General features: G+C 59.6%; 26 protein-coding genes and 1 tRNA gene. 11 read left to right on the top strand and 16 right to left on the bottom strand.

Annotation, left to right across the window (positions count from 1 at the left end):
* Positions 1-155: 155 nt before the first annotated feature.
* The 4 genes from phbB (at position 156) to CGA21_RS06555 (ending at position 4,422) form a co-directional block, all read left to right on the top strand.
* Complete coding sequence (phbB, locus tag CGA21_RS06570; protein ID WP_110749569.1) at positions 156-902, top strand: acetoacetyl-CoA reductase; 747 nt, start codon at positions 156-158, stop codon at positions 900-902.
* Between the two features lie 64 nt (positions 903-966).
* Positions 967-2,145: an acetyl-CoA C-acetyltransferase gene (locus CGA21_RS06565; RefSeq protein ID WP_188263798.1), complete on the top strand. Its 1,179-nt coding sequence runs from the start codon at positions 967-969 to the stop codon at positions 2,143-2,145.
* 154 nt (positions 2,146-2,299) lie between these two features.
* A complete protein-coding gene (gene phaC / locus CGA21_RS06560) occupies positions 2,300-4,003 on the top strand; it encodes a class I poly(R)-hydroxyalkanoic acid synthase (protein ID WP_188263825.1) in 1,704 nt (567 codons plus the stop codon).
* 152 nt (positions 4,004-4,155) lie between these two features.
* Positions 4,156-4,422 carry a hypothetical protein gene (locus CGA21_RS06555; RefSeq protein ID WP_188263797.1) on the top strand — a complete coding sequence of 89 codons (267 nt, stop codon included), beginning with the start codon at positions 4,156-4,158 and terminating at the stop codon, positions 4,420-4,422.
* Positions 4,423-4,501: 79 nt separating this feature from the next.
* Here CGA21_RS06555 and CGA21_RS06550 read toward each other — a convergent pair.
* Together CGA21_RS06550 and CGA21_RS06545 are read right to left on the bottom strand one after the other, a co-directional pair.
* Positions 4,502-4,591, bottom strand: a tRNA-Ser gene (locus CGA21_RS06550).
* A gap of 85 nt (positions 4,592-4,676) precedes the next feature.
* Positions 4,677-4,835 carry a hypothetical protein gene (locus CGA21_RS06545; protein ID WP_188263796.1) on the bottom strand — a complete coding sequence of 53 codons (159 nt, stop codon included), beginning with the start codon at positions 4,833-4,835 and terminating at the stop codon, positions 4,677-4,679.
* A gap of 64 nt (positions 4,836-4,899) precedes the next feature.
* Between CGA21_RS06545 and CGA21_RS06540 the strand changes: the two genes are divergently transcribed.
* The 3 genes from CGA21_RS06540 (at position 4,900) to CGA21_RS06530 (ending at position 7,633) form a co-directional block, all read left to right on the top strand.
* Complete coding sequence (locus tag CGA21_RS06540; RefSeq protein WP_110749574.1) at positions 4,900-5,589, top strand: crotonase/enoyl-CoA hydratase family protein; 690 nt, start codon at positions 4,900-4,902, stop codon at positions 5,587-5,589.
* A 213-nt stretch (positions 5,590-5,802) separates the two neighbouring features.
* Positions 5,803-6,525 carry a lysophospholipid acyltransferase family protein gene (locus CGA21_RS06535; protein ID WP_020796108.1) on the top strand — a complete coding sequence of 241 codons (723 nt, stop codon included), beginning with the start codon at positions 5,803-5,805 and terminating at the stop codon, positions 6,523-6,525.
* 136 nt (positions 6,526-6,661) lie between these two features.
* Complete coding sequence (locus CGA21_RS06530) at positions 6,662-7,633, top strand: magnesium and cobalt transport protein CorA (RefSeq protein WP_110749578.1); 972 nt, start codon at positions 6,662-6,664, stop codon at positions 7,631-7,633.
* Positions 7,634-7,742: 109 nt separating this feature from the next.
* On the opposite strand, the gene CGA21_RS06525 is transcribed toward CGA21_RS06530, so the two are convergent.
* The 3 genes from CGA21_RS06525 to CGA21_RS06515 form a co-directional block, all read right to left on the bottom strand.
* The gene (locus CGA21_RS06525) at positions 7,743-8,465 is read right to left on the bottom strand and encodes an amidotransferase (protein ID WP_110749580.1); all 723 of its coding nucleotides are present in this window, start codon (positions 8,463-8,465) and stop codon (positions 7,743-7,745) included.
* Between the two features lie 94 nt (positions 8,466-8,559).
* On the bottom strand, positions 8,560-10,704 hold the full coding sequence (locus CGA21_RS06520) for a 3-hydroxyacyl-CoA dehydrogenase NAD-binding domain-containing protein (protein ID WP_188263795.1): 2,145 nt from the start codon (positions 10,702-10,704) through the stop codon (positions 8,560-8,562).
* Between the two features lie 24 nt (positions 10,705-10,728).
* Complete coding sequence (locus CGA21_RS06515; RefSeq protein WP_110749583.1) at positions 10,729-11,934, bottom strand: acetyl-CoA C-acetyltransferase; 1,206 nt, start codon at positions 11,932-11,934, stop codon at positions 10,729-10,731.
* 607 nt (positions 11,935-12,541) lie between these two features.
* On the opposite strand from CGA21_RS06515, the gene CGA21_RS06510 reads away from it, so the two are divergent.
* Positions 12,542-13,363, top strand: coding sequence for a c-type cytochrome (locus CGA21_RS06510; RefSeq protein WP_188263794.1), 822 nt, complete (start codon positions 12,542-12,544; stop codon positions 13,361-13,363).
* Between the two features lie 132 nt (positions 13,364-13,495).
* On the opposite strand, the gene CGA21_RS06505 is transcribed toward CGA21_RS06510, so the two are convergent.
* From CGA21_RS06505 to CGA21_RS06475, 7 genes are all read right to left on the bottom strand, one after another.
* On the bottom strand, positions 13,496-14,305 hold the full coding sequence (locus CGA21_RS06505; RefSeq protein WP_110749588.1) for a transglutaminase domain-containing protein: 810 nt from the start codon (positions 14,303-14,305) through the stop codon (positions 13,496-13,498).
* Positions 14,302-15,252, bottom strand: a complete 951-nt coding sequence (locus tag CGA21_RS06500) for an alpha-E domain-containing protein (protein WP_020796116.1) — start codon at positions 15,250-15,252, stop codon at positions 14,302-14,304. The genes CGA21_RS06505 and CGA21_RS06500 overlap by 4 nt, the downstream gene beginning before the upstream one ends.
* Positions 15,253-15,264: 12 nt before the next feature.
* Entirely contained in the window at positions 15,265-16,674 is a 1,410-nt protein-coding gene (locus CGA21_RS06495; RefSeq protein ID WP_110749589.1) for a circularly permuted type 2 ATP-grasp protein, read from the bottom strand.
* Between the two features lie 301 nt (positions 16,675-16,975).
* Positions 16,976-17,320, bottom strand: coding sequence for a ribonuclease E inhibitor RraB (locus CGA21_RS06490; RefSeq protein WP_020796118.1), 345 nt, complete (start codon positions 17,318-17,320; stop codon positions 16,976-16,978).
* Between the two features lie 195 nt (positions 17,321-17,515).
* Entirely contained in the window at positions 17,516-17,749 is a 234-nt protein-coding gene (locus CGA21_RS06485) for a hypothetical protein (RefSeq protein ID WP_110749591.1), read from the bottom strand.
* An 85-nt stretch (positions 17,750-17,834) separates the two neighbouring features.
* Complete coding sequence (locus CGA21_RS06480; RefSeq protein WP_020796120.1) at positions 17,835-18,026, bottom strand: PLDc N-terminal domain-containing protein; 192 nt, start codon at positions 18,024-18,026, stop codon at positions 17,835-17,837.
* 82 nt (positions 18,027-18,108) lie between these two features.
* Positions 18,109-18,639, bottom strand: coding sequence for a hypothetical protein (locus CGA21_RS06475; protein ID WP_110749593.1), 531 nt, complete (start codon positions 18,637-18,639; stop codon positions 18,109-18,111).
* A gap of 178 nt (positions 18,640-18,817) precedes the next feature.
* On the opposite strand from CGA21_RS06475, the gene CGA21_RS06470 reads away from it, so the two are divergent.
* On the top strand, positions 18,818-20,299 hold the full coding sequence (locus CGA21_RS06470) for a methyl-accepting chemotaxis protein (protein ID WP_110749595.1): 1,482 nt from the start codon (positions 18,818-18,820) through the stop codon (positions 20,297-20,299).
* Between the two features lie 113 nt (positions 20,300-20,412).
* Positions 20,413-20,778, top strand: coding sequence for an Mpo1-like protein (locus CGA21_RS06465; RefSeq protein WP_020796123.1), 366 nt, complete (start codon positions 20,413-20,415; stop codon positions 20,776-20,778).
* Here the strand turns inward: CGA21_RS06465 and CGA21_RS06460 are convergent, their stop codons facing one another.
* The 3 genes from CGA21_RS06460 to CGA21_RS06450 form a co-directional block, all read right to left on the bottom strand.
* Positions 20,779-21,576 carry an acyl-CoA thioesterase gene (locus tag CGA21_RS06460; RefSeq protein WP_188263793.1) on the bottom strand — a complete coding sequence of 266 codons (798 nt, stop codon included), beginning with the start codon at positions 21,574-21,576 and terminating at the stop codon, positions 20,779-20,781.
* Between the two features lie 229 nt (positions 21,577-21,805).
* On the bottom strand, positions 21,806-22,564 hold the full coding sequence (locus tag CGA21_RS06455) for a CHAD domain-containing protein (protein WP_188263792.1): 759 nt from the start codon (positions 22,562-22,564) through the stop codon (positions 21,806-21,808).
* A gap of 79 nt (positions 22,565-22,643) precedes the next feature.
* Positions 22,644-22,922, bottom strand: a complete 279-nt coding sequence (locus CGA21_RS06450) for a hypothetical protein (RefSeq protein ID WP_020796126.1) — start codon at positions 22,920-22,922, stop codon at positions 22,644-22,646.
* Positions 22,923-23,140: 218 nt separating this feature from the next.
* Here CGA21_RS06450 and CGA21_RS06445 point away from each other — a divergent pair, with 218 nt between their 5' ends.
* On the top strand, positions 23,141-24,181 hold the full coding sequence (locus CGA21_RS06445; protein ID WP_110749601.1) for a patatin-like phospholipase family protein: 1,041 nt from the start codon (positions 23,141-23,143) through the stop codon (positions 24,179-24,181).
* A 123-nt stretch (positions 24,182-24,304) separates the two neighbouring features.
* Here CGA21_RS06445 and CGA21_RS06440 read toward each other — a convergent pair whose 3' ends face one another.
* Positions 24,305-25,003 carry a response regulator gene (locus CGA21_RS06440; protein WP_110749603.1) on the bottom strand — a complete coding sequence of 233 codons (699 nt, stop codon included), beginning with the start codon at positions 25,001-25,003 and terminating at the stop codon, positions 24,305-24,307.
* Positions 25,004-25,034: the final 31 nt, after the last annotated feature.

Genomic DNA, 25,034 nt, shown 5'->3' with positions numbered 1-25,034 from the left:
TCCAAGTATAGGTACTCCTCATTTTTTGCCATCCCCTCCCTCCCCGCGTGGCACCGAAGGACAGGAGAACGTCACCTTCAAACACTTCCCCCACAGCCCGTCGATAACCAACAATCACCACTCCTGCAGCGCAAAAAAAAAAACGGAGTAGATGTATGGAATCGCGTAGTCGTATTGCTTTGGTAACGGGTGGTATGGGCGGTATCGGTACAGCAATCAGCCAACGTCTATACAAGGAAGGATTCAAGGTAATCGTCGGCTGCAGTTCTGACTCCAGCCGCAAGGACGCCTGGGCTGCCAGCCAGCGTGAGGCAGGTTACGAGTTCGAGTTCATCTATGGCGACGTCACCGACTGGGAGTCGACCCGCAAGGCTTTCGAGATGGCTCGTGAACAATTCGGGCAGATCGATGTGCTGGTCAACAACGCCGGCATCACCCGCGATGCGTCCTTTCGCAAGCTCACTCCAGAAGACTGGAACAGCGTGATCGGGACCAACCTGACAGGCTTGTTCAACACCACCAAGCAGGTCATTGAGGGCATGCTCTCCAAAGGTTGGGGGCGGATCATCAATATCTCCTCGATCAACGGTCAGCGTGGCCAGTTCGGCCAGACCAACTACTCCGCCGCCAAGGCTGGCATCCATGGTTTCACCATGGCACTGGCCCGGGAAGTCTCCGGCAAGGGCGTGACCGTCAACACCGTATCCCCAGGCTACATCCAGACCTCCATGACCGCAGCCATTCGCCCGGACATTCTCGAAGGCATGATCTCGGGAATCCCGGTAGGTCGCCTTGGCCTGCCGGAAGAGATCGCCTCGATCGTGGCCTGGCTGGCATCCGATGAATCCGCCTACAGCACCGGTGCCGACTTCTCGGTAAACGGCGGCATGAACATGCAGTAACCCTGACCCGGGCCTGAATGCCCTGGTTTGCTCGTCGAATTTTGTCTTTTCCATGAGGTCATGCATGAACGAAGTCGTAATCGTTGCCGCTACTCGTACCGCCATTGGCAGTTTTCAGGGTGCCTTGTCTGCAATTCCCGCGACCGAACTGGGTGCAGCAGTGATTCGCCGCCTGCTGGAGCAGACGGGTGTCGAAGCTGCGCACATTGATGAAGTGATCCTCGGCCAGGTGCTCACCGCCGGCGCTGGGCAAAACCCGGCACGCCAGACCGCGATCAAGGCTGGCTTGCCCCACACCACGCCTGCCCTGACCTTGAACAAGGTCTGCGGCTCCGGCCTCAAGGCGGTCCACCTCGCCGTCCAGGCCATCCGTTGCGGCGACGCGGAACTGATCATCGCTGGCGGTCAGGAAAACATGAGCCTGGCCCCCTATGTCCTACCCAAGGCACGCACCGGCCTGCGCATGGGCCATGCACAACTGCAAGACAGCATGATCCAAGATGGCCTGTGGGATGCATTCAACGACTACCACATGGGCATCACCGCCGAGAACCTGGCGCAGAAGTACGAAATCTCCCGTGAAGCACAGGATGCCTTCGCTGCCGCCTCGCAACAGAAGGCCGCCGCCGCCATTGAGGGCGGGCGTTTCCAGAGCGAAATCACACCGATCCTGATCCCTCAGCGCAAGGGCGAACCGCTGACCTTCGACACCGACGAACAGCCGCGTGTCGACAGCACGGCGCAAGCCTTGGCCAAACTCAAACCGGCTTTCCAGAACGACGGCAGCGTAACCGCTGGCAACGCCTCGACCCTCAACGACGGTGCGGCCGTGCTGTTGCTGGCCAGCGCCGCCAAAGCCCAGGCGCTGGGCCTTCCAGTACTGGCCAAAATCAAGGCCTATGCCAGCGCCGGCGTGGACCCGTCGATCATGGGCATCGGGCCGGTCCCGGCCACACGCCTGACCCTGCAAAAGGCCGGCTGGAGCGTCGAGGACCTGGACCTGATCGAAGCCAACGAAGCCTTCGCCGCCCAGGCGCTGGCGGTTGGCAAAGAGATGGGCTGGGACACCAGCAAAGTCAACGTCAATGGCGGCGCGATCGCCCTTGGCCATCCGATCGGCGCGTCGGGCGCACGGATCCTGGTGTCGCTGGTGCACGAACTGATCCGTCGCGATGGCAAGAAAGGGTTGGCCACCTTGTGCATCGGTGGCGGACAAGGCGTCGGCCTGGCTATCGAACGCTAACCAACGGCATACGAATAGCCAATGCGCGGACGCGGGCTCCTTGCTCCGCGCATCAGGCTGGCCTCGGACAACGTTGCCCGCCTCCCTTGCCGTCGCTACGCCGCAATCCGGTATAGCGCGGCTTTTTTCTGCCCGGCACATCGGTATGAATTTTATGGACAACAACGCGCATACATTCAAAACCTTCTGGTCAGGACAGGTTCCGTTCATCGCCTCTTTTGCAGTGCAACAATTGCGCCTATGGGTGAGCACCAATCCTTGGTTTTCCGGGCATGACCACGACACCTGGTTCGACCTGCCACGCGAGACCCTGGACAGCCTCCAAGCGGACTATCAGGTTGAATGGGCGCAACTCGGCCAGAAACTGCTGACCGGCCAGCCCTTCAGCTTCGATGATCGACGCTTCACCAGTGGCAACTGGAGCGCCCCCCTGTTCGGCTCCCTTGCTGCCTTTTACCTGCTCAACTCCAGCTTCCTGCTGAAACTGCTCGACAAGCTGCGAATCGACGAAAAGAAAGCACGCGAACGCCTGCGCTATCTGGTGGAACAAGCCATTGCCGCCAGTGCACCGAGCAATTTCCTGGTCAGTAACCCTGATGCGTTGCAGCGTGCGGTCGAGACCCAAGGCGCCAGCCTGATCACAGGGATGCAGCACCTGGCCAGCGATATGAACGAAGGCAAAATGCGCCAGTGCGACAGCGGCGCCTTCAAGGTGGGAGTCGACCTGGCCAATACCCCCGGCGAAGTCGTCTTCGAGAATCGCATCTTCCAACTCATCCAGTACTACCCGCAAAGCGAAACCCAGTACCAACAGCCGGTGCTCGTCGTACCTCCATCGATCAACAAGTACTACATCCTTGATCTGCGCCCCGACAACTCGATGGTCCGCCACCTGCTGGAAAAGGGACATCCCGTATTCCTGGTCTCCTGGCGCAACTTTGACCAGGAACACGCCGGTACCACCTGGGACGACCTGATCGAGCACGGGGTGATAAACGCCGTGAAAGTGACCCGCGAGATCAGTGGCCAACAGCGCCTCAATTGCGTGGGTTTCTGCATTGGCGGCACCCTGTTGAGCACGGCGCTGGCCGTATTGTCTGCACGTGGCGACCGCGAGATCGCCAGCCTGAGCCTGTTCGCCACGTTCCTCGATTACCTGGATACCGGCCCCATCGACATCTTCGTCGATGAAGAACTGGTGGCCTACCGCGAGCGCACCATTGGCGGTGTCAACGGCCCTATCGGACTGTTCCGTGGCGAAGACATGGGCAATACCTTTTCCCTGCTGCGCCCCAACGAACTGTGGTGGAACTACAACGTCGACAAATACCTCAAGGGGCAAAAGCCGATTCCACTGGACCTGCTGTTCTGGAACAACGACAGCACCAACCTTCCCGGGCCGATGTACTGCTGGTACCTGCGCCACACCTACCTGCAGAACGACTTGAAGTCAGGCGAGCTGGAGTGCTGCGGGACCCGGCTGGATTTTCGTGCAATCGACGCTCCCGCCTACATCCTCGCCACCCATGACGATCACATCGTGCCGTGGAAGAGTGCCTACGCCAGCACCCACCTGCTCTCCGGGCCCAAGCGTTTCGTACTGGGTGCTTCCGGGCACATCGCCGGCGTCGTCAATCCGCCGGCCAAGCAGAAGCGTCATTACTGGACCAACAATAGGGTGAGTAAAAACCCCGAGACCTGGTTCAAGAATGCCGAGCAGCAACAAGGTAGCTGGTGGAATGACTGGTTCAACTGGCTGGCGGGGCACTCAGGCGAGCGTCAACCCGCGGTTGCGCACATCGGCAATGACCAATACCCGCCTCTGGAGCCGGCGCCAGGCAGCTTTGTAAAGCAATGAAATACTGCTGTGGAGTGCTGCGCAGCGCAACACTGCCTGCAACACAGCAGATTGATCGCACAGACGAATCAAATCACGCAAACGCAATAGATAGCCGCCGGTAAGCCCAACCGGCGGCACTTCATTTGTTTGGGTACAAGGAGAGAGGCTCCATGAGCACCCCGTTCCGCATCAACGAAGCACTCTTGATTGCAGGTCGAGCATTCGAACCCTTTCAATGCGTCGCCTGGGCTCCGCAAGACGGTAATGGCGACCTGAGCCTGACCGTCATCGACCGTGCCGCCACTCGAATTTGTCGCAAACAGATTCCAAGCAGCACCTATTCCGACCCGGCGCAGCTGGAAAGCCTGCTGCAAGACGTGCGCGCCGAGTTGAGCCAGGGGGGTTACACGCTGCAATCCTGGGCGATGCCAGGGTAAGCATTGTCGCGGGCTGGGATCTTTTCAGAAACGCAGAAACGAAAAAGCCCTGAATAATCAGGGCTTTTTCGTATAAATGTGGCGGTGAAGGAGAGATTCGAACTCTCGATACAGTTTCCTGTATACACACTTTCCAGGCGTGCTCCTTAAGCCACTCGGACACTTCACCGTATCTCTTCAAACAAGTTCTGTCTGTCGAGGCGCGCTAATGTAGTCGAAAGCTTTTCTGATGGCAAACATTTTTTTCAGAATTTTCATGCGCTTAACTCGCATAGCTGTTTCTGGTTGCCCTGGGTAATGGCAAACCGGCCAATCTCCGGCTTGGCATCCCTCTCTATATAGCCGGCGATCCGCGGCTGGCGTGCCGGGTGACGCTCGCCGACGGCGTAAAGCGTGACCGGCGAGTCAGTCACGGCGCTTTACCTGGCGGGTGTCGGTGAGTAACGTCTGCCCTACTTTACTGAAAGGATTAGCGTCATGAGTGAGTTGATTTCCTACCACCTCGAAGACGGTATCGCGACCCTGACCTTGAGTAACGGCAAGGTCAATGCCATCTCTCCGGACGTGATCGCAGCGTTCAACGCTGCGCTGGATCAGGCAGTGACTGATCGCGCGGTGGTGATCATTACCGGTCAGCCAGGGATTCTCTCGGGCGGTTACGATTTGAAGGTGATGACGTCTGGCCCTAAAGAAGCCGTGGCGCTGGTGACTGCCGGCTCGACGCTCGCCCGTCGCCTGTTGTCACACCCTTTCCCGGTGATTGTGGCTTGCCCTGGGCATGCCGTGGCCAAGGGCGCGTTTCTACTGCTGTCCGCCGACTATCGCATCGGTGTCGACGGTCCGTTCAGCATTGGCCTGAATGAAGTACAGATCGGCATGACCATGCACCACGCGGGTATCGAACTGGCCCGTGATCGCCTGCGCAAATCGGCGTTCCACCGTTCGGTGATCAACGCTGAGATGTTCAATCCGCAGTCTGCGGTGGATGCCGGTTTCCTTGACGTGGTGGTGTCGGCCGAGGAGCTGCAAGGTGCAGCACTGACAGCGGCTCGACAGTTGAAGAAGATCAACATGACCGCGCACAAGAACACCAAGCTCAAAGTACGCAAGGCACTGCTGGAAACTCTGGACAACGCAATCATGCTGGATCAGGAGCATATGGGTTAAGCCCTGACAGGTAGCAACGAAAAGCCCGACCGTCGTGTCGGGCTTTTCGTACGCGCCACGTTGAAAAGCCTGCAACCGCTCTAGAGCGCGTCTGACCCATCAGTCGGAAACATGCGCTCAAACATCGCCTATCTCCCGCCTCTATAGTGGCAATTGCCGAAAACAGTGCACATCCGTACACTGCGCCACCTTTTGTCCCGGTGGGGCCTGCAAATGCTGTTCGCTTTACGTATGTCTTTGATGGGCCTGCACTTTATTGTGGCGGGCGTGCTGGGCGTCGTGCTTGGCCTGTGTCGCCCGTTCAATCCGGACAACAGTCGCCTGTGCGCGCGCCTCTATGCTTGGCCAGCCATGTGCATACTGCGACTGCGGGTAAAAGCCGACGTCGGGCCGTTGATGGACAAACCCGACAGTTGCGTGATCATTGCCAACCACCAGTCCAACTATGATTTGTTCGTGTTTGGTAATGTGGTGCCCCGCCGTACGGTATGCATCGGTAAAAAGAGCCTGAAATGGGTGCCCTTGTTCGGGCAGTTGTTCTGGCTGGCCGGCAATGTACTGATCGACCGTGGCAATGCGCAGAAGGCGCGTCAGTCGATGTTGACCACCACCCATACCCTGCAAAACGAAGACACTTCGATCTGGGTTTTCCCGGAAGGCACGCGCAACCTGGGCGAAGAGCTGTTGCCGTTCAAGAAAGGCGCCTTTCAGATGGCCATCGCAGCCGGGGTGCCCATCGTACCGGTGTGCGTCAGCAGTTACGTCAAGCACATGCGATTGAACCGCTGGCGCAGTGGGAAAATTCTGATCCGTTCCTTGCCGGCCATTCCGACCGCGGGATTGAGCCTGGATGACATGCCCATGCTGATGGCCCAGTGTCGCGAGCAGATGCGCGAATGCATCGATTCGATGGATCGGCAATTGCAAGCCGCTTGAATGCAGTCTGACCGTCGACAAATTCATCGCCTGAGCGGGCGCCATCGCCGGCAAGCCGGCTCCTACAAGATTTCACTGACTCTCGATAGCAGACAAGGCTAAGCTGAACGCTGCCAAGAAGAAGTGAATCAACATCATGGGTAGAGTTGTTGCTGCTGCGGTTTACAGCGCTGGTAAAAAAGTCACCAACATCACCCTCGACGAAGGCGCAGCCTGGGCTGCGAAGCCAGGCCACTTTGTCTGGATCGGCCTTGAAGAGCCGAACGCCGAGGAACTTTACAACCTGCAACGCCAGTTCAACCTGCATGAACTGGCCATTGAAGACGCCCTGGAAAAACACAGCCGTCCGAAGCTGGAAACCTTTGGCGATGCGCTGTTCATCGTCACGTATTCGCCCATCATGGAAGAAGGCAAGCTCAAGTTCATCGAGACCCATATTTTTGCCGGCAATGGTTACATCATCACCGCGCGCAACGGCCATTCGGCGTCCTACGCGTATGTCCGCCAGCGTTGTGAGGCGCGCCCGTTGTTGCTGGAGCATGGGGAGGACTTCGTTCTCTATGCCATCCTCGATTTCGTCATTGAAAACTACCAGCCGATGGGCGAAGCCATTCATGCTCAAATCGATGAGCTGGAACGCAACGTCATGTGCGGCTCCCTGAACGAGCACGACATTCAAAAACTCCACAGCCTACGCCGGGATGTGTTGCGCTTGCGCCGGTTCGCGGCGCCGATGGTGGAAATTGGCGAGGAACTGCAAAAGCTGAGCTTCCCCTTCATCGACAAGAACATGCGCCCGTATTTTCGCGACGTGCAGATTCATGTGACGCGGCAGATGGAGGACCTGACGACCCTGGCGGACATTGCCAGCCAGACCATTGAGGTCGGGGTGTTGCTGGAAGCCTCACGCCAGAGCGTGGTGCAGCGCAAGTTTGCCGCGTGGGCGGCGATCCTGGCGTTCCCGACGGCGGTGGCGGGCATTTACGGGATGAACTTCCAGAACATTCCGGAGTTGTCCTGGCATTACGGGTACTTCGGGGTTCTGGCGTTTATCACGGTGGGGTGTGTGGGGTTGTGGGCGAGCTTCAAAAGGTCGGGGTGGTTGTAATCGAGACCGATGTGTCTGGGATATTCGCGAGCAGGCTCGCTCCCACATCGGATCTTCGATGCTGCACAGATCCGTGTGGGAGCGAGCCTGCTCGCGAAGGTTTTAGCCGTTAAAGGGCTTCAGGTTTGTGCGCCACAAACCGCATCATCCACTCGGCGACCGTGGTGCCGTGGTGTTCACTTTCCAGGCTCGCGATTCCTTTGGAATACACCTGCTCCCCCAGCGCCTGCTGGCGAATTTCCAGCAAGGCCCGGGAATAGTCGTGGATGAATTCCGGATGTCCCTGGAAGCACAGCACCTGGTCGTTGATGTGGTAGGCGGCAAATGGGCAGAAATCGCTGGAGGCGATCACCGTAGCGTTTTCCGGTAGCGAGGTGACCTGATCCTGGTGGCTGATCAACAGGGTCAGCTCTTCCCTCACCGGGTTCATCCAGGGAGCCCTGGCAGCGAGTTTGTATTTATGGGTGCCAACGCCCCAGCCTTGCGTTGCACGTTCGCTTTTGCCGCCCAGCAACAGCGCCAGCAACTGATGGCCGAAGCACACGCCCAACAGTTTGTCGCCACGCTCATAGCGGGTCAGCAAGTACTCCTTGAGGGTCTGGATCCACGGATCGGTGCCAAAGGAGTCAGCCTTGCTGCCGGTAACCAGGTAGGCGTCGAAGGTCAGGTCATCGCTGGGATATTCACCCTGTACCACGTTATAGATCGTGAATTCAGCGGCGATGGGTTGCTGCGAAAACAGGTGTTTGAACATCTGCCCGTAGCCCTGATATTGGTCGACCAATTCCGGACGCAGGTTGTCGGTTTCCAGAATGCAGATGCGTAACGACATAAAAAATACCTGACACGTGATGGGAATAATGCACACCCCAGAGCCTGCCTTGAAACACCGTGACAAGGCAAGCCCCGCAGTGTGTCACCGATCCCTAAAACGCCTCGCCCTTGGCGGCTTTTTCCAGCAGCAGGGCCGGTGGTGCGAAGCGCTCGCCGTATTGCCCGGCCAGGTACTGGGCGCGAGCGACGAAGTCCTTGACCCCGTACTGATTGATGAACTGCAGTGCACCGCCGGTCCAGGCAGCGAAGCCGATACCGAAGATCGAACCGACGTTGGCATCCGCCGTCGACGTCAACACGCCCTCCTCCACACAGCGCACGGTTTCGATGGCTTGCACAAACAGCAGGCGATCGCGCACATCCTTGGGCGAAATCTGCCCATCAGCCTTTTCAAAGCGGGTTTTCAGTTCCGGCCATAATTGTTTTTGCCGGCCCGCCGGGTATTCATAGAACCCACCCCCGGCGGCCTTGCCTGCACGCTTGTACTCGCTGAGCAGCAAGTCGATCACGGCGTACGCCGGGTGTTCGACCAGCGCCTTGCCCTCTGCCTGCAGGTCCTTGGCGGTTTGCTGTCGGATATGGCTCATGAGGCTGAGGGAAACTTCGTCGGAGATCGCCAGAGGTCCGACTGGCATGCCGGCCTTGCGCGCCTCGGTCTCGATCATCGCCGCGCAGACGCCTTCACCCAGCATGGCAATGCCTTCATTGGTAAATGTGCCGAACACCCGAGAAGTGAAGAAACCCCGACTGTCGTTGACGACGATCGGGGTTTTCCTGATTTGCAGCACGAAATCGAACCCACGGGCCAGGGTTTCGTCGCTGGTGCTGGCGCCCTTGATAATTTCCACCAACGGCATTTTTTCCACGGGGCTGAAGAAATGCAGGCCAATGAATTTGCTCGGGTCGGGCACCGCCGTGGCCAGGCCGCTGATCGGCAGGGTCGAGGTGTTGGAGGCGATCACTGCATCGGCGCCCACTACTTTTTGCGCGGCCGATGAGACCCTGGCCTTCAATTCGCGGTCCTCGAATACGGCCTCGATGATCAGATCGCAGCCTGCCAGATCGGCGTCGTTGTCCGTGGTATGGATGCGCGCCAGCACGGCTTCACGTTGCTCGACGCTGATTTGCCGGCGCGCCACTTTCTTGTCCAGCAACGCCGCTGAATGCGCCTTGCCCTTCTCGGCCGCCGCCAGGTTGACGTCCTTGAGCACCACGTCGACACCGGCCGACGCGCTGACAAAAGCGATACCCGCCCCCATCATCCCGGCGCCGAGCACGCCGACTTTTTTCGTCACATAAAGTGCGAAACCTTCAGGACGCGAACCACCGGCATTGATCTGGTTGAGCTGGAACCAGAAGGTGCCGATCAGGTTTTTCGCGACCTGGCCGGTGACCAGCTCCGTGAAGTAACGGGTTTCAATCAGCTGCGCCGTGTCGAAATCCACTTGGGCACCCTCCACCGCCGCACACAGGATTTTCTCCGGCGCGGGCAACGTACCCTGGGTTTTACTACGCAGGATCGACGGTGCAATCGCCAGCATCTGGGCGACTTTCGGGTTCGACGGCGTGCCACCGGGAATCTGATAGCCCTTCACATCCCAGCGCTGGACCGCCGTTGGATTGGCCTTGATCCAAGTGCGCGCCTTGCTCAGCAGCGCCTCGCGATCGCTCGCCAGGTCATCGATCAAACCCGCTTGCAAGGCCTTCTGCGGGGCTAATTTCTTGCCTTCGAGCAGATACGGCAGGGCTTTTTCAATGCCCAGCATTCGCACCATGCGCACCACTCCCCCACCACCCGGCAGCAAACCGAGGGTCACTTCCGGCAGGCCGAGTTGCAGGGAGGGATCGTCCAGCGCTATGCGGTGATGGCAAGCCAGGCAGATTTCCCAGCCGCCACCCAACGCCGTGCCGTTGATTGCGGCGACCACGGGTTTACCAAGGGTTTCCAGGGTGCGCAGTTGGCTCTTGAGGCTCAGCACCCTGTTGTAAAAAGACGTGGCCTGGGGCCTGTCGACCTTGATCAGCTCATTGAGATCGCCGCCAGCAAAGAAGGTTTTCTTGGCCGAGGTGATGATCACGCCCGCGATGCTGTCTTTTTCGGCCTGCAGGCGGGCGACACAGTCGGCCATGGCCTCGCGGTACAGCGCATTCATGGTGTTGGCGCTCTGGCCCGGCAGGTCGATAGTCAGGACGACGATCTGGTCCTGGCCTTTTTCGTAGCGAATGGCTTGGCTCATATACAGGTTCCTTGCAATCGGGGCTCAGAGGCGTTCGATGATGGTGGCAATGCCCATGCCGCCGCCAACACACAAGGTCGCCAGGCCATAGCGCAGGCTCCGACTTTCCAGTTCATCGAGCAGCGTGCCGAGAATGGCGCAGCCTGTGGCGCCCAACGGGTGGCCCATGGCAATCGAACCACCGTTGACATTGACTTTTTCCGGGTCGACGGCCATGTCCCTGATGAACTTCAACACCACCGAGGCAAACGCCTCGTTGACCTCGAACAGATCAATGTCGTCGACCCGCAACCCGGCCTTGGCCAACGCCTTGCGGGTGGCCGGCGCAGGACCGGTGAGCATCAGGGTCGGATCGGTGCTGGTGACTGCGGTGGCGACGATCCGCGCCCGTGGCTGCAAGCCCAGGACCCGGCCCATGGCTTCGGAGCCGATCAACATCAACGCCGCGCCATCGACGATCCCGGAACTGTTGCCGGGGGTGTGTACATGATCGATCCGCTCCACCTGGCTGAAAACCCGCAGCGCAGTTGCGTCGAACCCCATTTGCCCGATCATTTCGAAACTCGGCTTGAGTTTGCCAAGGCCTTCCAGGGTCGATTCGGCGCGGATGAACTCGTCATGATCGAGCAGGATGATGCCGTTCTGGTCCTGCACCGGCACCAATGAGTTTTTGAAAGCCCCGTCAGCCCTCGCCCTTGCGGCTTTTTGTTGCGAGTGCAAGGCGTAGGCATCGACGTCCTGCCGGCTGAAACCTTCAAGCGTGGCGATCAGGTCGGCGCTCACGCCCTGTGGAATGAAATGGCCGTGCAGGTTGGTTTGCGGGTCCAGCGCCCACGCCCCGCCGTCGCTGCCCATGGGGACGCGTGACATGGACTCGACGCCGCCGACCACCACCAGGTCTTCGAAACCGGAACGGACTTTCATCGCCCCCAGGTTCACTGCCTCCAGCCCAGAGGCGCAGAAACGATTGATCTGCACGCCCGCCACGCTGACGTCCCAATCCGCCACCTGGACCGCGGTCTTGGCGATGTCTGAGCCCTGGTCACCGATGGGCGTCACGCATCCGAGCACCACGTCGTCGACCTGGCTGGTATCAAGGTCGGTTCGCCGTTGCAAGGCCGTGAGCAAGCCGGCCACCAGGCTCACCGGCTTGACACTGTGCAAGGCGCCACTGGGCTTGCCTTTGCCACGGGGCGTACGTAACGCGTCGAAAATCAAAGCTTGGGTCATGGCGTCCTCGAACCTGATGGGGCTGCGATATTTTGATCTACCAGAGAGCCTCCACCTTATTCCGAGCTGCCGGCCATTCAATGACCGCAACGCTCACCAACGTTGCCCCCCACGCTCAGACGGACGGTCATCCCGCCACCGGCGATGGGGTTCAGCACACGCAGGTGTCTAGCAAAAGGCCGCCCAAGAAGCTGGCAATAGGCCTCATGCCGTTTTAATAGCATTCGGTGAGAACACCATACTAAATGGATCTAAACCAAGTGTGACGCGGGCTCTAAGGTGAAGGTGTACGAAGTTGTCGTCGGGTTTTGCCGAGGCGCTCGTGCTACAGGAAGTGCAACGTTTGCCGTCATGGAGATGGGCAGGCAGGCATCAGGAAATAACAAAAAAAAAGGCGGTCAGCCATGTTCAAACAATCGAAAGTTCGTCAAGCCGGACTCATTCTTTTCGCCACCACTCTATTGTTGATTTTGCCAAACCTGACCAAGGTGATCGGTTAGTCGATCTTGAAAAGACGGCGGCAGGTCTTTAATCGCCATGTAAAAATGTGACTGGCTCGCTTCCCGGGCCAGCCTGGCTGTGCCAACCTCTGCGGCACTTGCACGACATGGATGGCGATCATTTGAAAACGCTTATTGTGTTCGGGGCCTTGCTACTCAGCACGCCTCTTCATGCCGCACAGCTGAACCTGGAGCTGGGCGCGAACAGTCGCACGTGGCAAACCGAGGAGTTGCTCAAGCATCCTCAGGTCCAGACCATCAATATCAGCAATGACGTGTCCTACAAGCGTGACATGACCTATCGCGCCGTGCCGCTCGCTGCGCTAATGACCGACATCCAGCCTGATGATCACCTGCAAGCCGTGGCGCTGGACGGCTTCGCGGCCGAGTTGTCAGCGGCGCCGCTGCTCAATACCCAAGGCGCGCGTGCCTGGTTGGCGATCGAAGATCCGGCCCAGCCGTGGCCGCCGCTGGCAGAAGGCAAACACAGCGCCGGGCCGTTCTACCTGGTCTGGACCGATCCGCGGGCAGGCAACATCAGCCCGGAACAATGGCCGTTCGAAGTCGCCAGCATCAAGCGCATGGCACCGGTGGCCGCGCGCTTCCCTGCCCTGCTGCCTGATCCTGCGTTGAAGGCCGACGATCCGGTGAACAAGGGTTTTGCGCTGTTTCAGAAAAACTGCCTGGCGTGCCATCGACTCAACGGTACCGGGGATTCGCAGTTCGGCCCGGACCTGAATATCCCGTACAACCCGACCGAGTACTTCGGCGCGGATTTCCTCCAGCGCTATATCCGCGACCCGCAGAGTTTGCGCCAGTGGCCACAGGCGAAAATGCCGGGGTTCTCGGCCGAGGTGCTGCCGGATGGGGATCTGCAGATGTTGGTGGGGTATTTGCAGCACATGGCCGGGCGCAAGGTTAAACCCTGAGTTTGTGGTGTCTGGGCCGGCCTCTTCGCGAGCAAGCCCGCTCCCACATTCGATCTTCTGCGAACACAGAATTTGTGACCAACAAAGATCAAATGTGGGAGCGGGCTTGCTCGCGAAGCGGTATCCCCGATTTTACTGTTGCTGCACGGAGATCACCGGCGCAGGCGTCGGCGATACGAACACCTTGGCATGCATCTGCTCACACCCACCACCGCGGCGCATGCCACGTACCGGGCAGGCGTCCAGGTAATCGAGTCCTACCGCGAGTTTCAAATGGCGTTCAGGACGGGCCAGTTCATTGGTCACATCGAAGCTGTACCAGGCGTCATCGAGCCAGGCTTCGGCCCAGGCATGGCTGGCCAGGTGTTCGCTGTTTTCGCTGTACAGGTAACCCGACACATAGCGCGCCGGCACGCCCAGGCTGCGGGCGCAGGCAAGGAACGCGTGGGTATGGTCCTGGCACACGCCCGAACGTCCGGCGAAAGCCTGGGCGGCGCTGGTGTCCACTTCGGTGGCGCCCGGCGTGTAGGTCATGTGCTGGTTCAAGCCATGCATCAAGTCGATCAGCGCCGTTCGGTCGCGGCGCTGCTTGCACGCCTTGTCGGCGAACGCGCGTAGCGCCTGGTCGGCCTCGGTCAGCCGGGTGAAACGCAGGAACGGCAATGCCGACTGGCTCTCGTGCTCGGCTTCGCGCAACTCGTCGATGTCAACCTGGCCACGGGCACCGATGATGATGGCCGCGTGAGGTTCGTCCATGGTCAGTACGTGCAGGATGTTGCCGAACGGGTCCAGTTGCGCGCGCACCGGCCGCGGCAGATCGAGCTGCCAGCTGAGCACGTGTTGGCGCTCGCTGTCGTGAGGCGTCAGCCGCAGGTACTGGATGCTCGCCCGCACCTGATCCTCGTAGTGATAGGTGGTCTCGTGGCTTATGGAAAGTCTCATGCAGCCTCCAGGTAGGAACTGTGAATGGCATTACCCAACTGGCGCACCAGCGGGATGAACTCGGTCAGCCAGGCATGCAGGCCTTCGTCGAGGATTTCGTTGATGCCGGTGTAGCGCAATCGTGCGTCCATCTCCGCAGCCAGGCGCTGTGCCGGGCGGCCATTGGCCCCCGGCAGTTGCGCCAGGATCAGATCGATTTCTTCGGTGCAGGCGCGCAAGGAGCGTGGAACATCGGCCCGCAGCAGCAGCAACTCGGCCACATGCCGGGCGCCGGGGGCGTCACGGTAGATCTCGGTGTACGCCTCGAAAGACGACAGGGCCCGCAACAGCGCACTCCACTGGTAATAGGCGTGGGCCGTGCCGTCGCTGACCGCTTCGGCCTGATCACCGGCCATTTCATAGCGCGCATCGAGCAGGCGCAGTGTGTTGTCGGCCCTTTCGATGAACGTCCCCAGGCGAATGAAACGGAACGCGTCGTTGCGCATGATGGTGCCGTAGGACGCTCCACGGAACAGATGGGAACGTTCCTTGATCCACTCGCAGAAACGGCTCATGCCGTAGCGGCCCAGGCCCTGTTCGGCGATGCCGCGAATCTCCAGCCAAGTGGCGTTGATGTTTTCCCACATGTCGGCGGTGATGCGGCCACGTACCGCATGGGCACTGGCCCGTGCGGCGCCGAGGCAACTGTAGATGCTGGCCGGGTTGGCCGCGTCCAGCGCAAAGAAATGCAACAACCTTTCGGCATGCAGCTCGCCGTGGCGTTCGAGATAATCATCCAGCGTGCCGGTAATCAGCAACGGCATGGCCAATTCGTGCAGGCCGTTACCACGGCCATCCTGGGGCATCAGCGACAGCGAATAACTGATGTCGAGCATCCGCGCGAGGTTTTCCGCCCGCTCCAGGTAACGCGACATCCAATACAAATCCGAGGCAGTTCTACTTAACATGTCAGGCTTCCTTCAATCCTCAACCACCCAGGTGTCCTTGGTTCCGCCGCCCTGTGAGGAATTCACCACCAGGGAGCCTTCGCGCAGGGCAACACGGGTCAAGCCGCCGGGCACGACCCGGGTTTCGCGGCCAGACAGTACAAACGGACGCAGGTCGATATGGCGTGGCGCGATGCCGCTTTCGACAAAGGTCGGACAGGTCGACAGCGACAGCGTCGGCTGTGCGATGTAGGCATGGGGCTTGGCGATGATGCGTGCGCGGAAGGCTTCGATTTCCGCGGTGCTTGCCGCGGGCCCCACCAGCATTCCGTAGCCGCCGGAGCCTTGGGTTTCCTTGACCACGAGCTCCGCAAGATTGGCCAGGACGTGGGACAGTTCAGAAGGATTGCGACACTGCCACGTGGGCACGTTTTTCAGGATCGGCTCTTCGTCCAGGTAGAAACGGATCATGTCGGTGACGAATGGATACACCGATTTGTCGTCCGCCACCCCGGTTCCGATGGCGTTCGCCAACACGACATTGCCCGAACGATAGGACGACAGCAGGCCGGGCACGCCCAGCATCGAGTCGGGATTGAACGCCAGCGGGTCGAGGAACGCATCGTCGAGACGGCGGTAAATCACATCGACGGCTTTCGGCCCGTCGGTGGTGCGCATGAACACCTTGTCGTCACGCACGAACAGGTCCGCGCCCTCCACCAGTTCCACGCCCATTTCCCGCGCCAGGAACGCATGCTCGAAGAAAGCGCTGTTGAAGCGCCCCGGCGTCAGCACCACGACACTCGGGTTTTCGATCGGGCTTGAGCTTTTCAGGGTGTCGAGCAACAGGTTCGGGTAATGGTCGATCGGGGCAATGCGCTGGGCCGCAAACAGCTCGGGGAACAGGCGCATCATCATCTTGCGGTCTTCGAGCATGTAGCTGACGCCGCTCGGTGTACGAAGATTGTCTTCGAGCACGTAGTACGTGCCGTCGCCGTCGCGCACCAGGTCGACGCCGGAAATGTGCGAATAGATATCCCGATGCAGGTCCAGGCCTTGCATCGCCAACTGGTACTGCTCGTTGGCCAGCACCTGCTCGGCCGGAATGATCCCGGCCTTGATGATGCGCTGCTCGTGGTAAAGGTCGGCGAGAAACATGTTCAACGCCTTGACCCGCTGGATACAGCCGCGCTCGACCACACGCCATTCGCTGGCGGGGATACTGCGCGGGATGGTGTCGAAGGGAATCAGGCGCTCTGTGCCCTGCTCATCACCGTAGAGCGTGAAGGTAATCCCGGCGCGATGAAACAGCAGATCGGCCTCGCGTCGCCGTTGTGCCAGAAGCTCGTCAGGCGTCTCGGCCAGCCAACGGGCAAACTCCCGATAATGCGGGCGGACCTGGCCGCCGGCGTCGTACATTTCATCAAAATAGGTGCGGATCATGCCGTACTCCTTGTCACCCGGACATACAGGCCTTCGCAAGGCCCGTGCCATCGGCAGAAACGCTTTGATTTCAATCGGTTGGATAATCACTACGCGAGCGCCGCACCAATCCTGTGCGGCAAATGCCCCCACCTGACGGCCCCCGCTTCATTGCAAGGCGTTGTCGTCGCCCATCACCAGCATAGACCGTAGGCGCCGGCTTGCCGGCGATCGGGTCGGCCTTGTTTGATTGCCATCGGCAAAAACGAAAACGGCCAACCCGAAGGTTAGCCGTCATTGCTGGTTGTAACTGTTCATAGGTTTATGCGAGTCGCCCTCGTACCTCCTGTTTCACACCCCAGCCTTCGATGATGCCGCCCAGAGGCTCGACCACTGCCTCGAAACCCTGTTCGAAATCGCCAATGTCGTCGTAGGTCGCATACATGACCTTGCACAATTCCAACGCCCAGGCGCCATCGTCGCGCACACTGATTTGCGCATCCAGGGATTCACCACGGTGGAAATGACCTGCCGCCCTGCGTGCCCGCTCCTCGTCCGGGAAAATGGCGTAGAACTCGATGGGATGGAACCGGGAAAAGTCAAAACCGCCTTCTTTCATGCGGCGCAGTACACTGCTGCTGATGTCTTCTTGATAGGCTGTGCTCATGAAACGTCCTCCTCAAACTGATGGATAGACTTTCCGTACTCCCTTGTGCGAACCCAAGGGTGCGCGCGACGGGAAACAAGCATGGAGCTGACAAGACCAGACCTTAGCGATCCATTCGCTGATCTCGCCTGCAGAGTAGCCCCAAGATAGAGCCGCTGCCAAGGCCTGGTTGTGTAGTCGATAACGAGAAGAGGTTCAGACGGGGGTGATGCTGCGAATTTCAATACTGTTCTGGGCTTTCAGGCTTTTGACGCCTGCATCAGGGGTCCGGCCCTCATAGTCGTTCAAATCCAGTTCGGCGGCCACGGGAAGCAATCGTTCCTTGATGAGTTTGGCGGCCTTTTCGTGACTCGGGCACTCATCGCACTCGAAGACTTCGTCGATTATTTCACCATGATCATCCACGAAAGTGACTTTCCACCTTTGCATCGGTGCCTCCTCGATAAAACCCATGGATGGGCTTACACCTATCTCGACCTCGGGCGCCGGGCAATGTTCCGGCGAGTGTTTCGCTTCAGATGCGCACATTTCCTCGTGGGCCTGCAATGGCCCAGATGATCAGGCCCAGAACCGGCAGCAACAGGATCAACAGCACCCAGAAGATTTTCATTCCGGTCTCGGCGCCACTTTTCAGCACGTTGATGATTGCCCAGATGTCCAGGGCAAGAATGATCAAGCCAACCAGGCTATTGAACGTGGAACCCATGATGACGCTCCTGAAGAGTGATATGCCCTCTTAGGATAGCTCGCCGTGAACAGGGTTCCCTTTTTTTGACAGCTTTACCGGTTCAGACGTGGATCGCCACTTTCAAGGCTTCCAGCGATGGCGCAGCGGCGATGCCGACTTGCGCGCACAGTTCGAGCACCCGAGGCACGGCATTGCCATAGACCAGCACCACTTGCAGTTCATCGTCCAGCAGTTGGCTGAAGTTCATCAGCGTGTAGCCACCGTTTTCCTTGTTCAGGCTGCTCATCTGCACCTGGATGCGATTCAGTGCGGTCAGGGCTTCGGTCCTGGCCAACTGCTTGGGCTTGAGATTGAACTCAACCCCGGGGCCGAACGAGGCGACGATCTGGGCAAACAGGTCCACATAGGTGTCGGCCTGAAACAACACGGTTTCGGGCAGGCTGCCAACCACGACCCACTCACCCAGCGGGATCGGGAAGCTGTCGTCGTAGTTGATGTCCGGGTTGGCGCTCAGGAAAGCCGCCGGATCAGCGTAAGCCTGGGCCGCTTCATCAGCGACTTTCTCGATTTCGTCATCGGCCATGCACCCGGAGCTGATGTTGCTGATGAGTTCGATGAGGGCGGCTTTCATGGGGGCGGATCCTGTAGCTGGTAAATTTTCAGGGCGCGCAGGATAGCGCATTACGCCCTGCGATGGCGTCTTGCAAGCAAGCCTCGCAATCTTGACCTGCATCAAGCGTTCAGCCCAACAATAGCGGCACAATAATGGCACCTTGCCAAAACTGTTTCCGCTATCAGAGAAGACCTCCATGGGTGCCTGGCTTAGCAACATCTCACTGAAGTACAAATTCTGGGCGGTGAACGCCGTCGCTTTCGTCACCACGCTACTGCTGGTGTTTTATGCCGTGCAACTCGAACAACAAGCCCGCAGCCATGCCGCCCAGGAATCGGCCCAGGCCCAGGCGCGATTGCTCGAAGCCTGGCCTGCCGGGCAGCCGTTGCCCAGGGTCGGGAACCTGCTGACCTTCGATCACGGCCAGGCACCGCGGTTGGACGGACAGCCGCTGCAGGCACTGGCCGATGCCACCGGCTGGGTCGAGTTCGACGCGCTGCCGTATTTCGGTGGCAACCCGCCGATCGGCGCCGAAGTCTTCACCCGCACTGACGGCCAGCGGGTCGCCTTGATTGCCCATGGTCCAAGCCTGGGCCAGGTGTTCAGCGAGCGTGTTGTCAATTATGCGCTGGCGGTGTTTATCCTGATGCTGGCGATGCTCGGTGCCTCACAGTTGTTGATTCGCTTTTTGCTCAGTCAACTCAATACCCTGAAAGACGTGATGCTCCACGTTGAAAAAACTGGCGACTTGTCGGCCCGTGTCCCGCTGACCTGCAGCGACGAAGTCGGGCAGATGGCCAACGCTTTCAACGCCATGCAGGCCGGTTACCAAGGCGTGGTCAGTACCGTCGCCAGCACCGTCCGACAACTGGACGAAGGCGCCGCACGCCTGGCATCGAACATGAATGAAGTGCGTCATGGCATGCTTGGCCAGCAGAGCGAAACCGATCAGGCGGCAACGGCCATCAATGAAATGACCGCCACCGTCTATCACATCGCCCAGCACGCCGGTGCCACCCGAGACCTTTCGCAATCTGCCGACACCTTGGCCGGCAGCGGGCAGGAAGTGGTCATGCGGGTACAGCGATCGATTGCCGGACTGTCTACCGGGGTGCAGCAGACCGCCGAGATGATCCAGCGCCTCGCCGAGGACAGCCAGAAGATCAACGGTGTGGTCAACGTAATTCACAGCATTGCCGAGCAGACCAATCTGCTGGCGCTGAACGCGGCAATCGAAGCGGCCCGGGCCGGCGAAATGGGCCGTGGGTTTGCGGTGGTCGCCGATGAAGTACGCAACCTGGCCAAGCGCGTCCAAACCTCCACCGATGAAATCACCGTGATGGTGTCCGCCTTGCAATCAGGTACTCGCGATGCGGTGGACTTCATGCAGGAGAGTTCATTCAAGGCCGATGAATGCGTACAGCAAGCCCAGGAGGCTGGGGCCGCGTTGGCGCAGATTACCGGGGCAGTGGCGCAGATGCGCGAAAGCAACACCCAGATCGCCGTGGCGGCCGAGCAACAAAGCCAGGTGGCCGAAGAGATGAACCGGGCGGTAGTGAGCATCCGCGATGTGACCGAAAATACGGTGCGCCAGACCGTCAGCTCGGCTACCACCAGTGATGAACTGGCGGTGTTGGCCGGGGAGTTGAGCACGGCGATCGGGCAGCTCAAGCTATAACATCGAGGGTGAACATGACCCCTATCGCTTCGATAGCCAAGCTTGATTCGCCGCCTGCATTTACCGGGCCTATCCTTGATTCATGAGTTCAACAAGGATCGAGGATAAGCATCATGGGTAAACGTCACCCCAACCTTCCCGCCTGGCAATGGCGTGCGTACCCGAACAATCACCAGCACCCGACCAACCTGGTGTTGCACCTGATTGCCGTGCCACTGTTCATTGTCGCCTTCCTGCTGATCGCCTGCGGGGTATTCGGCCTGAACCTGGCGAATTTCGCCATCGGCGTCATCGGTGTAATTGCCGCCTTGGGATTGCAACGTCATGGCCATACCCTGGAGGCGCAAGCCTCCGAGCCATTCAGCGATCGCAAAGATGCGGTTTCACGCTTGTTGGTCGAGCAGTTCCTGACCTTCCCGCGATACGTCCTCAGCGGCGGCTGGTGGCGCGCCTGGCGCGAACGCCACCGTCGACATTGATCAGCCGAACACCGTCACCGTCTGCCGGCTCATGGCAATCAACCGCCCCTCCACGTCCCACAGCTTCGCCGCGGCATGGCCGTAGCCGTCGGCGGCATGCTCGGTTTCAACCAGGTATTTGCACCAGTCCAGGGTGCTTAGCGCCAGCAATGGCTGGACGAATTCGATGGTCCAGGTCAGCGTGCTGCCCATCGCCGGCTTCTTCAGAAACGGCATCAGGGCTGGTGGCCAGGCATCCACCAGCGCCAGGATGTGCGCTTCGGTGACAGGTTCCTCCTTCACATCACCACGCAAGCGCACCCAGCCGCCCATTTGACGCGATGTATTGCCGGTGAATGGCAACCCGCCAACACTCCAGCGCATTGCCAGGTGCTGCATGAATTGCGGGAGCACGCCCTCGATGAAAGGCAATTCCTGACAGTCGTCCCAGTGCTTCATCTCGGGTGCCGGCAACGCTTGCACCGCCACTTCCGATGGACGCGAGGCGCCGAAGCTGCCCTGCACCAGGGTGACTACCTGGCCGCCCTGCATTGCGCGGCCCAGCACTTGGCTGACCGCCTTGCCCTCGCGCAATACATCGACTTCAAAACTGACCGGCACGTCGGGCTCGACCGGGCCGACAAAGGTGACTGCCAGTGAGCGCACCGGTCGGTCCGCTGGCACCTTGGCGCGCATGGCTTCGTACTGCAAGGCAGCCACCAGGCCACCGAAACTGGCACGGCCTTGCGCCCATCCAGTCGGGATCGACAGTTCCAGTGGTTGACGGCGAACAGCGTCGAGCAAATCGCAAAAGCGCATGAAGACCTCAAGGACAGTAAAAGGATGACAGGATCTTAACCAGCTCACGAAGGCTGTGCAGTGCCTATTCCGGTCAAATTGACTGACAGATAAGCCGCCTGCACGCCCCTGTAGGAGCGAGCATGCTCGCGATGAACCCGAGAACGCCGCGGGGTATCAGGTTTCCCGCGTTATCGTTGACGTCCATCGCGAGCATGCTCGCTCCTACAGGAGGGGGGTCGTGGTGGTTTCAGGATTTGAAACAGGCCTTGCTGAGTTTTTCCAGCACCCGGTCCGCGCGCTGTTCGGCCTTGGCCATGGTGGCTTGCCAAGCGGCGACACAAGGCTGCAAATCCGCCTCCTGCTCGGCCATCGCCAGCCATTGCACACAGTCGTGCCAGTCCCCCAAGGCCCCTTGGGCAGATTTCAGCCGGGGCATGGCGGCCTTGGGCAGGCGATCCAGTTCGGGGTAAGCGTCGATGGCATAACGCACGCGCTTGATCAGCAAGCGCAAACGATGGCGGTCATGGGCCGGATCGTGCAAGGCGGTGTCGAGTTTCTTCCACTGTTTGCCCAGGCGTTTTTCGATGCGCTTGTCCAGCCCCTTGAGCAAACCATGGCGCTGGGCGGCGCGCAGGAATCGCGGAAAGGCATCGAGGATCAGCAGCAGCTGCTTAAACTGCGAACTGGTCGCCACCGCAGGATAAGCCTTGGCCATTTGCACCATGCGCCGCTGCGCGGCTTGCACTTGATCGTGATCGAGCAAGTAGGCCGCCAACACCTCGCGATCACGCAATGGCGTGGTCAAGTCGCCAACTTCGGACGCCGCCGCTTCCAGCTGCTCGACTCCGGGCAGCCCCCGCAACGGCCGCAGCAGGCTGCGCAACCGGCGCACCGTGGTACGCAACTCGTGCAATGCCTCAGAATCGGTGTGGGCACTCAAGCGTGCCTGACAGGCCAATAGACGAATTTCCAAGCCCAAGACCCGGGCCACCAACCTATCGATCATGGGCATTTACTCCGTAGACAGCTGCAAGCTGCAAGCTGAGAGCGTAGCTTGCAGCTTATAACCTATAGCTGCTTTTCGCCTATCGCCCTGCGCGCGACTCACGAATATAGAAACGCGCCTTTTCGGCCTTCTTCGCGCATCCCTCGAAGCCTTCGAATTGTTGCTGGGTCTTGGCTGCGGTCAGCAGCGATAAAGCCTTGGAGTAGCTAACGGTTCCGGCGAAACCTTCGGCCTTTGCCAGGTCCAGCTCACGCCAGGCGGCATCGAGCTGGCTGCCGCAGCTGTCGCGATAAGCAGTTTTGCCGGCACAACCGGCCAGTGCCAGGGCAATCAGTGGCACACAGATCCAGGCTTTCATTTCTTACACCTCTAAAATAGGTAAACAGTCATGCAGGTAGGACGGTCCGGCGGACAAAAAGTGCCGTCCGTCGGCAACGTTAACCCAACGGGGCGAGAATACCCATCCACCGCCATGGAGTGTCGAAAAAACGACCCATTCACGCGGCCGAACGACCTGTCGATTGAAGCGCGCCCCTCGTTGGGTGCATTGTTGAACGATTCTAACGAGGGCGATCAATGAAAAAGCGTGTCGCACTGGTATTGGGCTCGGGCGGAGCCCGGGGCTATGCCCATATCGGCGTCATCCAGGAAATTGAACGGCGAGGCTACGATATCGCCTGTATCGCCGGTTGTTCCATGGGCGCGGTGGTCGGTGGGATCTACGCCGCCGGCAAACTGGATGATTATCGCGACTGGATTGAGAGCCTGGATTACCTCGACGTACTGCGCCTGGTGGACGTCAGTTTTCGCCTCGGGGCCATCCGTGGGGAAAAGGTCTTCGGGCAAATCCGCAAGATCGTTGGCGAAATCAATATCGAAGACCTGCGCATCCCCTATACCGCGGTGGCCACCGACCTGACCAACCAGCAGGAAATCTGGTTCCAGGAGGGCTGCCTGCACCAGGCCATGCGTGCCTCGGCGGCGATTCCCAGTCTGTTTACCCCGGTGATGCAGGGCAACCGCATGCTGGTCGATGGCGGCATCCTCAACCCCTTGCCGATCGTGCCGGTGGTGTCGAGCCATTGCGATCTGATCATCGCGGTCAACCTCAACTCCACCAACCAGCGTCACTACCAGTTACCGGTGATCCAGCGCCCAGCTGCCTTCAAGACCCGCTTCGACAGCCTGATCAATTCCCTGGGCTCGAAGTTGCCGTTCCGGCGCAAGCAGGCCGAACAATTGCTGCTGCTGGAGAAGGAGGCGTTGATGGCCGAAGCGGCAGAGATCAACCCCTGGGTCGAGTCGGCCGAACCTGAAGCCCAGCAACCGGCGGCCGCGCCTGAACGGGACGGTGCGCCGAAGTCCGCCACCGGGTCGTTCATCATCGACAACGTGGGGCCGGCGTCCCTGCTGGATTTGATCAACCAGAGTTTCGAGGTCATGCAGACCTCCTTGGCGCAATACAAGATTGCCGGGTATCCGCCGGACATCCTGATCAACGTGCCGAAGCGGGTGTGCCGGTTTTTCGAGTTCTACAAGGCGCCGGAGTTGATCGCGCTGGGACGCGAGATTGCGCGCGATACGCTGGATCGCTATGAGAGTGAGCGAGATTCCTGAAATTTTCGAGTGAATGTGAGGGCCTCATCGCCAGCAAGCGGGCTCCTACAGGTTTTGTGTTCGACGCAGATCCCTGTAGGAGCCCGCTTGCTGGCGATGAGGCCGAACAATTCAACACAAAAATCAGAAGCCACCCTCGTTCAACAACCGATACCCCACCCCCGCCTCAGTCACGATGAACCGCGGTTGCATCGGGTCGTCCGCCAGTTTCTGGCGCAGGTGCCCCACCACGATCCGCAAGTAATGCGTGTCTTCAGTGTGGGTCGGCCCCCAGATGTCCTTGAGCAGTTGTTGCTGGGTGATGACTCGTCCGGGATGCCGTGCCAGTTGCGCCAGCACTGCGTATTCCTTGCGGGTCAGCGCGACTTCGCTACCATCGAGCAATACCCGCCGATAGGCCAGGTCCACCGTCAGCGGACCGAAGGCCAGTGCCGCTTGCTGGGCCTCGCCCACCGGCGCCTGGCGCAATAGCGCTCGAATTCGCGCCAGGAATTCCTGGATGCCAAAGGGCTTGGTCACGTAGTCATTGGCACCGCCATCCAGCGCCTCGACTTTCTGCCCTTCACCGGCACGCACCGAGAGCACCAGCACCGGCACCGTCGACCACTCGCGAAACTCACGCAGTACCTGCTGGCCGTCCATGTCCGGCAGGCCGAGGTCGAGCACCAGCAAATCCGGTTTGTTCAACGCCGCTTGCGCCAGGCCTTCGGTGCCGGTACCGGCCTCCAGCACTTTGTAGCCCTGTGAAGCGAGGCTGATGCGCAGGAATTTGCGGATTTGCGGTTCGTCGTCGATGACCAGGATGGTCGCGGTCTGGCTCATGAATTCACATCAACACAAAGTAGTGGCAAGA

The sequence above is a fragment of the Pseudomonas sp. PSB11 genome, from assembly GCF_014596605.1.
Classification (GTDB): Bacteria; Pseudomonadota; Gammaproteobacteria; order Pseudomonadales; family Pseudomonadaceae; genus Aquipseudomonas; species Aquipseudomonas umsongensis.
The sequence above is the reverse complement of the archived record's forward strand: the minus strand, read 5'-3'. Positions and strand labels throughout refer to the sequence as shown.

Coding starts and splice junctions, on each gene's coding strand:
- CGA21_RS06555 (WP_188263797.1), top strand. CDS start 4,156: ATGAGCACCCCGTTCCGCATCAACGAAGCACTCTTGATTGCAGGTCGA.
- CGA21_RS06440 (WP_110749603.1), bottom strand. CDS start 25,003: ATGAGCCAGACCGCGACCATCCTGGTCATCGACGACGAACCGCAAATC.
- phaC (WP_188263825.1), top strand. CDS start 2,300: ATGGACAACAACGCGCATACATTCAAAACCTTCTGGTCAGGACAGGTT.
- CGA21_RS06565 (WP_188263798.1), top strand. CDS start 967: ATGAACGAAGTCGTAATCGTTGCCGCTACTCGTACCGCCATTGGCAGT.
- CGA21_RS06510 (WP_188263794.1), top strand. CDS start 12,542: ATGGATGGCGATCATTTGAAAACGCTTATTGTGTTCGGGGCCTTGCTA.
- CGA21_RS06475 (WP_110749593.1), bottom strand. CDS start 18,639: ATGAAAGCCGCCCTCATCGAACTCATCAGCAACATCAGCTCCGGGTGC.
- CGA21_RS06515 (WP_110749583.1), bottom strand. CDS start 11,934: ATGACCCAAGCTTTGATTTTCGACGCGTTACGTACGCCCCGTGGCAAA.
- CGA21_RS06505 (WP_110749588.1), bottom strand. CDS start 14,305: ATGAGACTTTCCATAAGCCACGAGACCACCTATCACTACGAGGATCAG.
- CGA21_RS06455 (WP_188263792.1), bottom strand. CDS start 22,564: ATGATCGATAGGTTGGTGGCCCGGGTCTTGGGCTTGGAAATTCGTCTA.
- CGA21_RS06445 (WP_110749601.1), top strand. CDS start 23,141: ATGAAAAAGCGTGTCGCACTGGTATTGGGCTCGGGCGGAGCCCGGGGC.
- CGA21_RS06540 (WP_110749574.1), top strand. CDS start 4,900: ATGAGTGAGTTGATTTCCTACCACCTCGAAGACGGTATCGCGACCCTG.
- CGA21_RS06500 (WP_020796116.1), bottom strand. CDS start 15,252: ATGTTAAGTAGAACTGCCTCGGATTTGTATTGGATGTCGCGTTACCTG.
- CGA21_RS06530 (WP_110749578.1), top strand. CDS start 6,662: ATGGGTAGAGTTGTTGCTGCTGCGGTTTACAGCGCTGGTAAAAAAGTC.
- phbB (WP_110749569.1), top strand. CDS start 156: ATGGAATCGCGTAGTCGTATTGCTTTGGTAACGGGTGGTATGGGCGGT.
- CGA21_RS06535 (WP_020796108.1), top strand. CDS start 5,803: ATGCTGTTCGCTTTACGTATGTCTTTGATGGGCCTGCACTTTATTGTG.
- CGA21_RS06450 (WP_020796126.1), bottom strand. CDS start 22,922: ATGAAAGCCTGGATCTGTGTGCCACTGATTGCCCTGGCACTGGCCGGT.
- CGA21_RS06495 (WP_110749589.1), bottom strand. CDS start 16,674: ATGATCCGCACCTATTTTGATGAAATGTACGACGCCGGCGGCCAGGTC.
- CGA21_RS06460 (WP_188263793.1), bottom strand. CDS start 21,576: ATGCGCTTTTGCGATTTGCTCGACGCTGTTCGCCGTCAACCACTGGAA.
- CGA21_RS06485 (WP_110749591.1), bottom strand. CDS start 17,749: ATGCAAAGGTGGAAAGTCACTTTCGTGGATGATCATGGTGAAATAATC.
- CGA21_RS06520 (WP_188263795.1), bottom strand. CDS start 10,704: ATGAGCCAAGCCATTCGCTACGAAAAAGGCCAGGACCAGATCGTCGTC.
- CGA21_RS06465 (WP_020796123.1), top strand. CDS start 20,413: ATGGGTAAACGTCACCCCAACCTTCCCGCCTGGCAATGGCGTGCGTAC.
- CGA21_RS06470 (WP_110749595.1), top strand. CDS start 18,818: ATGGGTGCCTGGCTTAGCAACATCTCACTGAAGTACAAATTCTGGGCG.
- CGA21_RS06480 (WP_020796120.1), bottom strand. CDS start 18,026: ATGGGTTCCACGTTCAATAGCCTGGTTGGCTTGATCATTCTTGCCCTG.
- CGA21_RS06490 (WP_020796118.1), bottom strand. CDS start 17,320: ATGAGCACAGCCTATCAAGAAGACATCAGCAGCAGTGTACTGCGCCGC.
- CGA21_RS06525 (WP_110749580.1), bottom strand. CDS start 8,465: ATGTCGTTACGCATCTGCATTCTGGAAACCGACAACCTGCGTCCGGAA.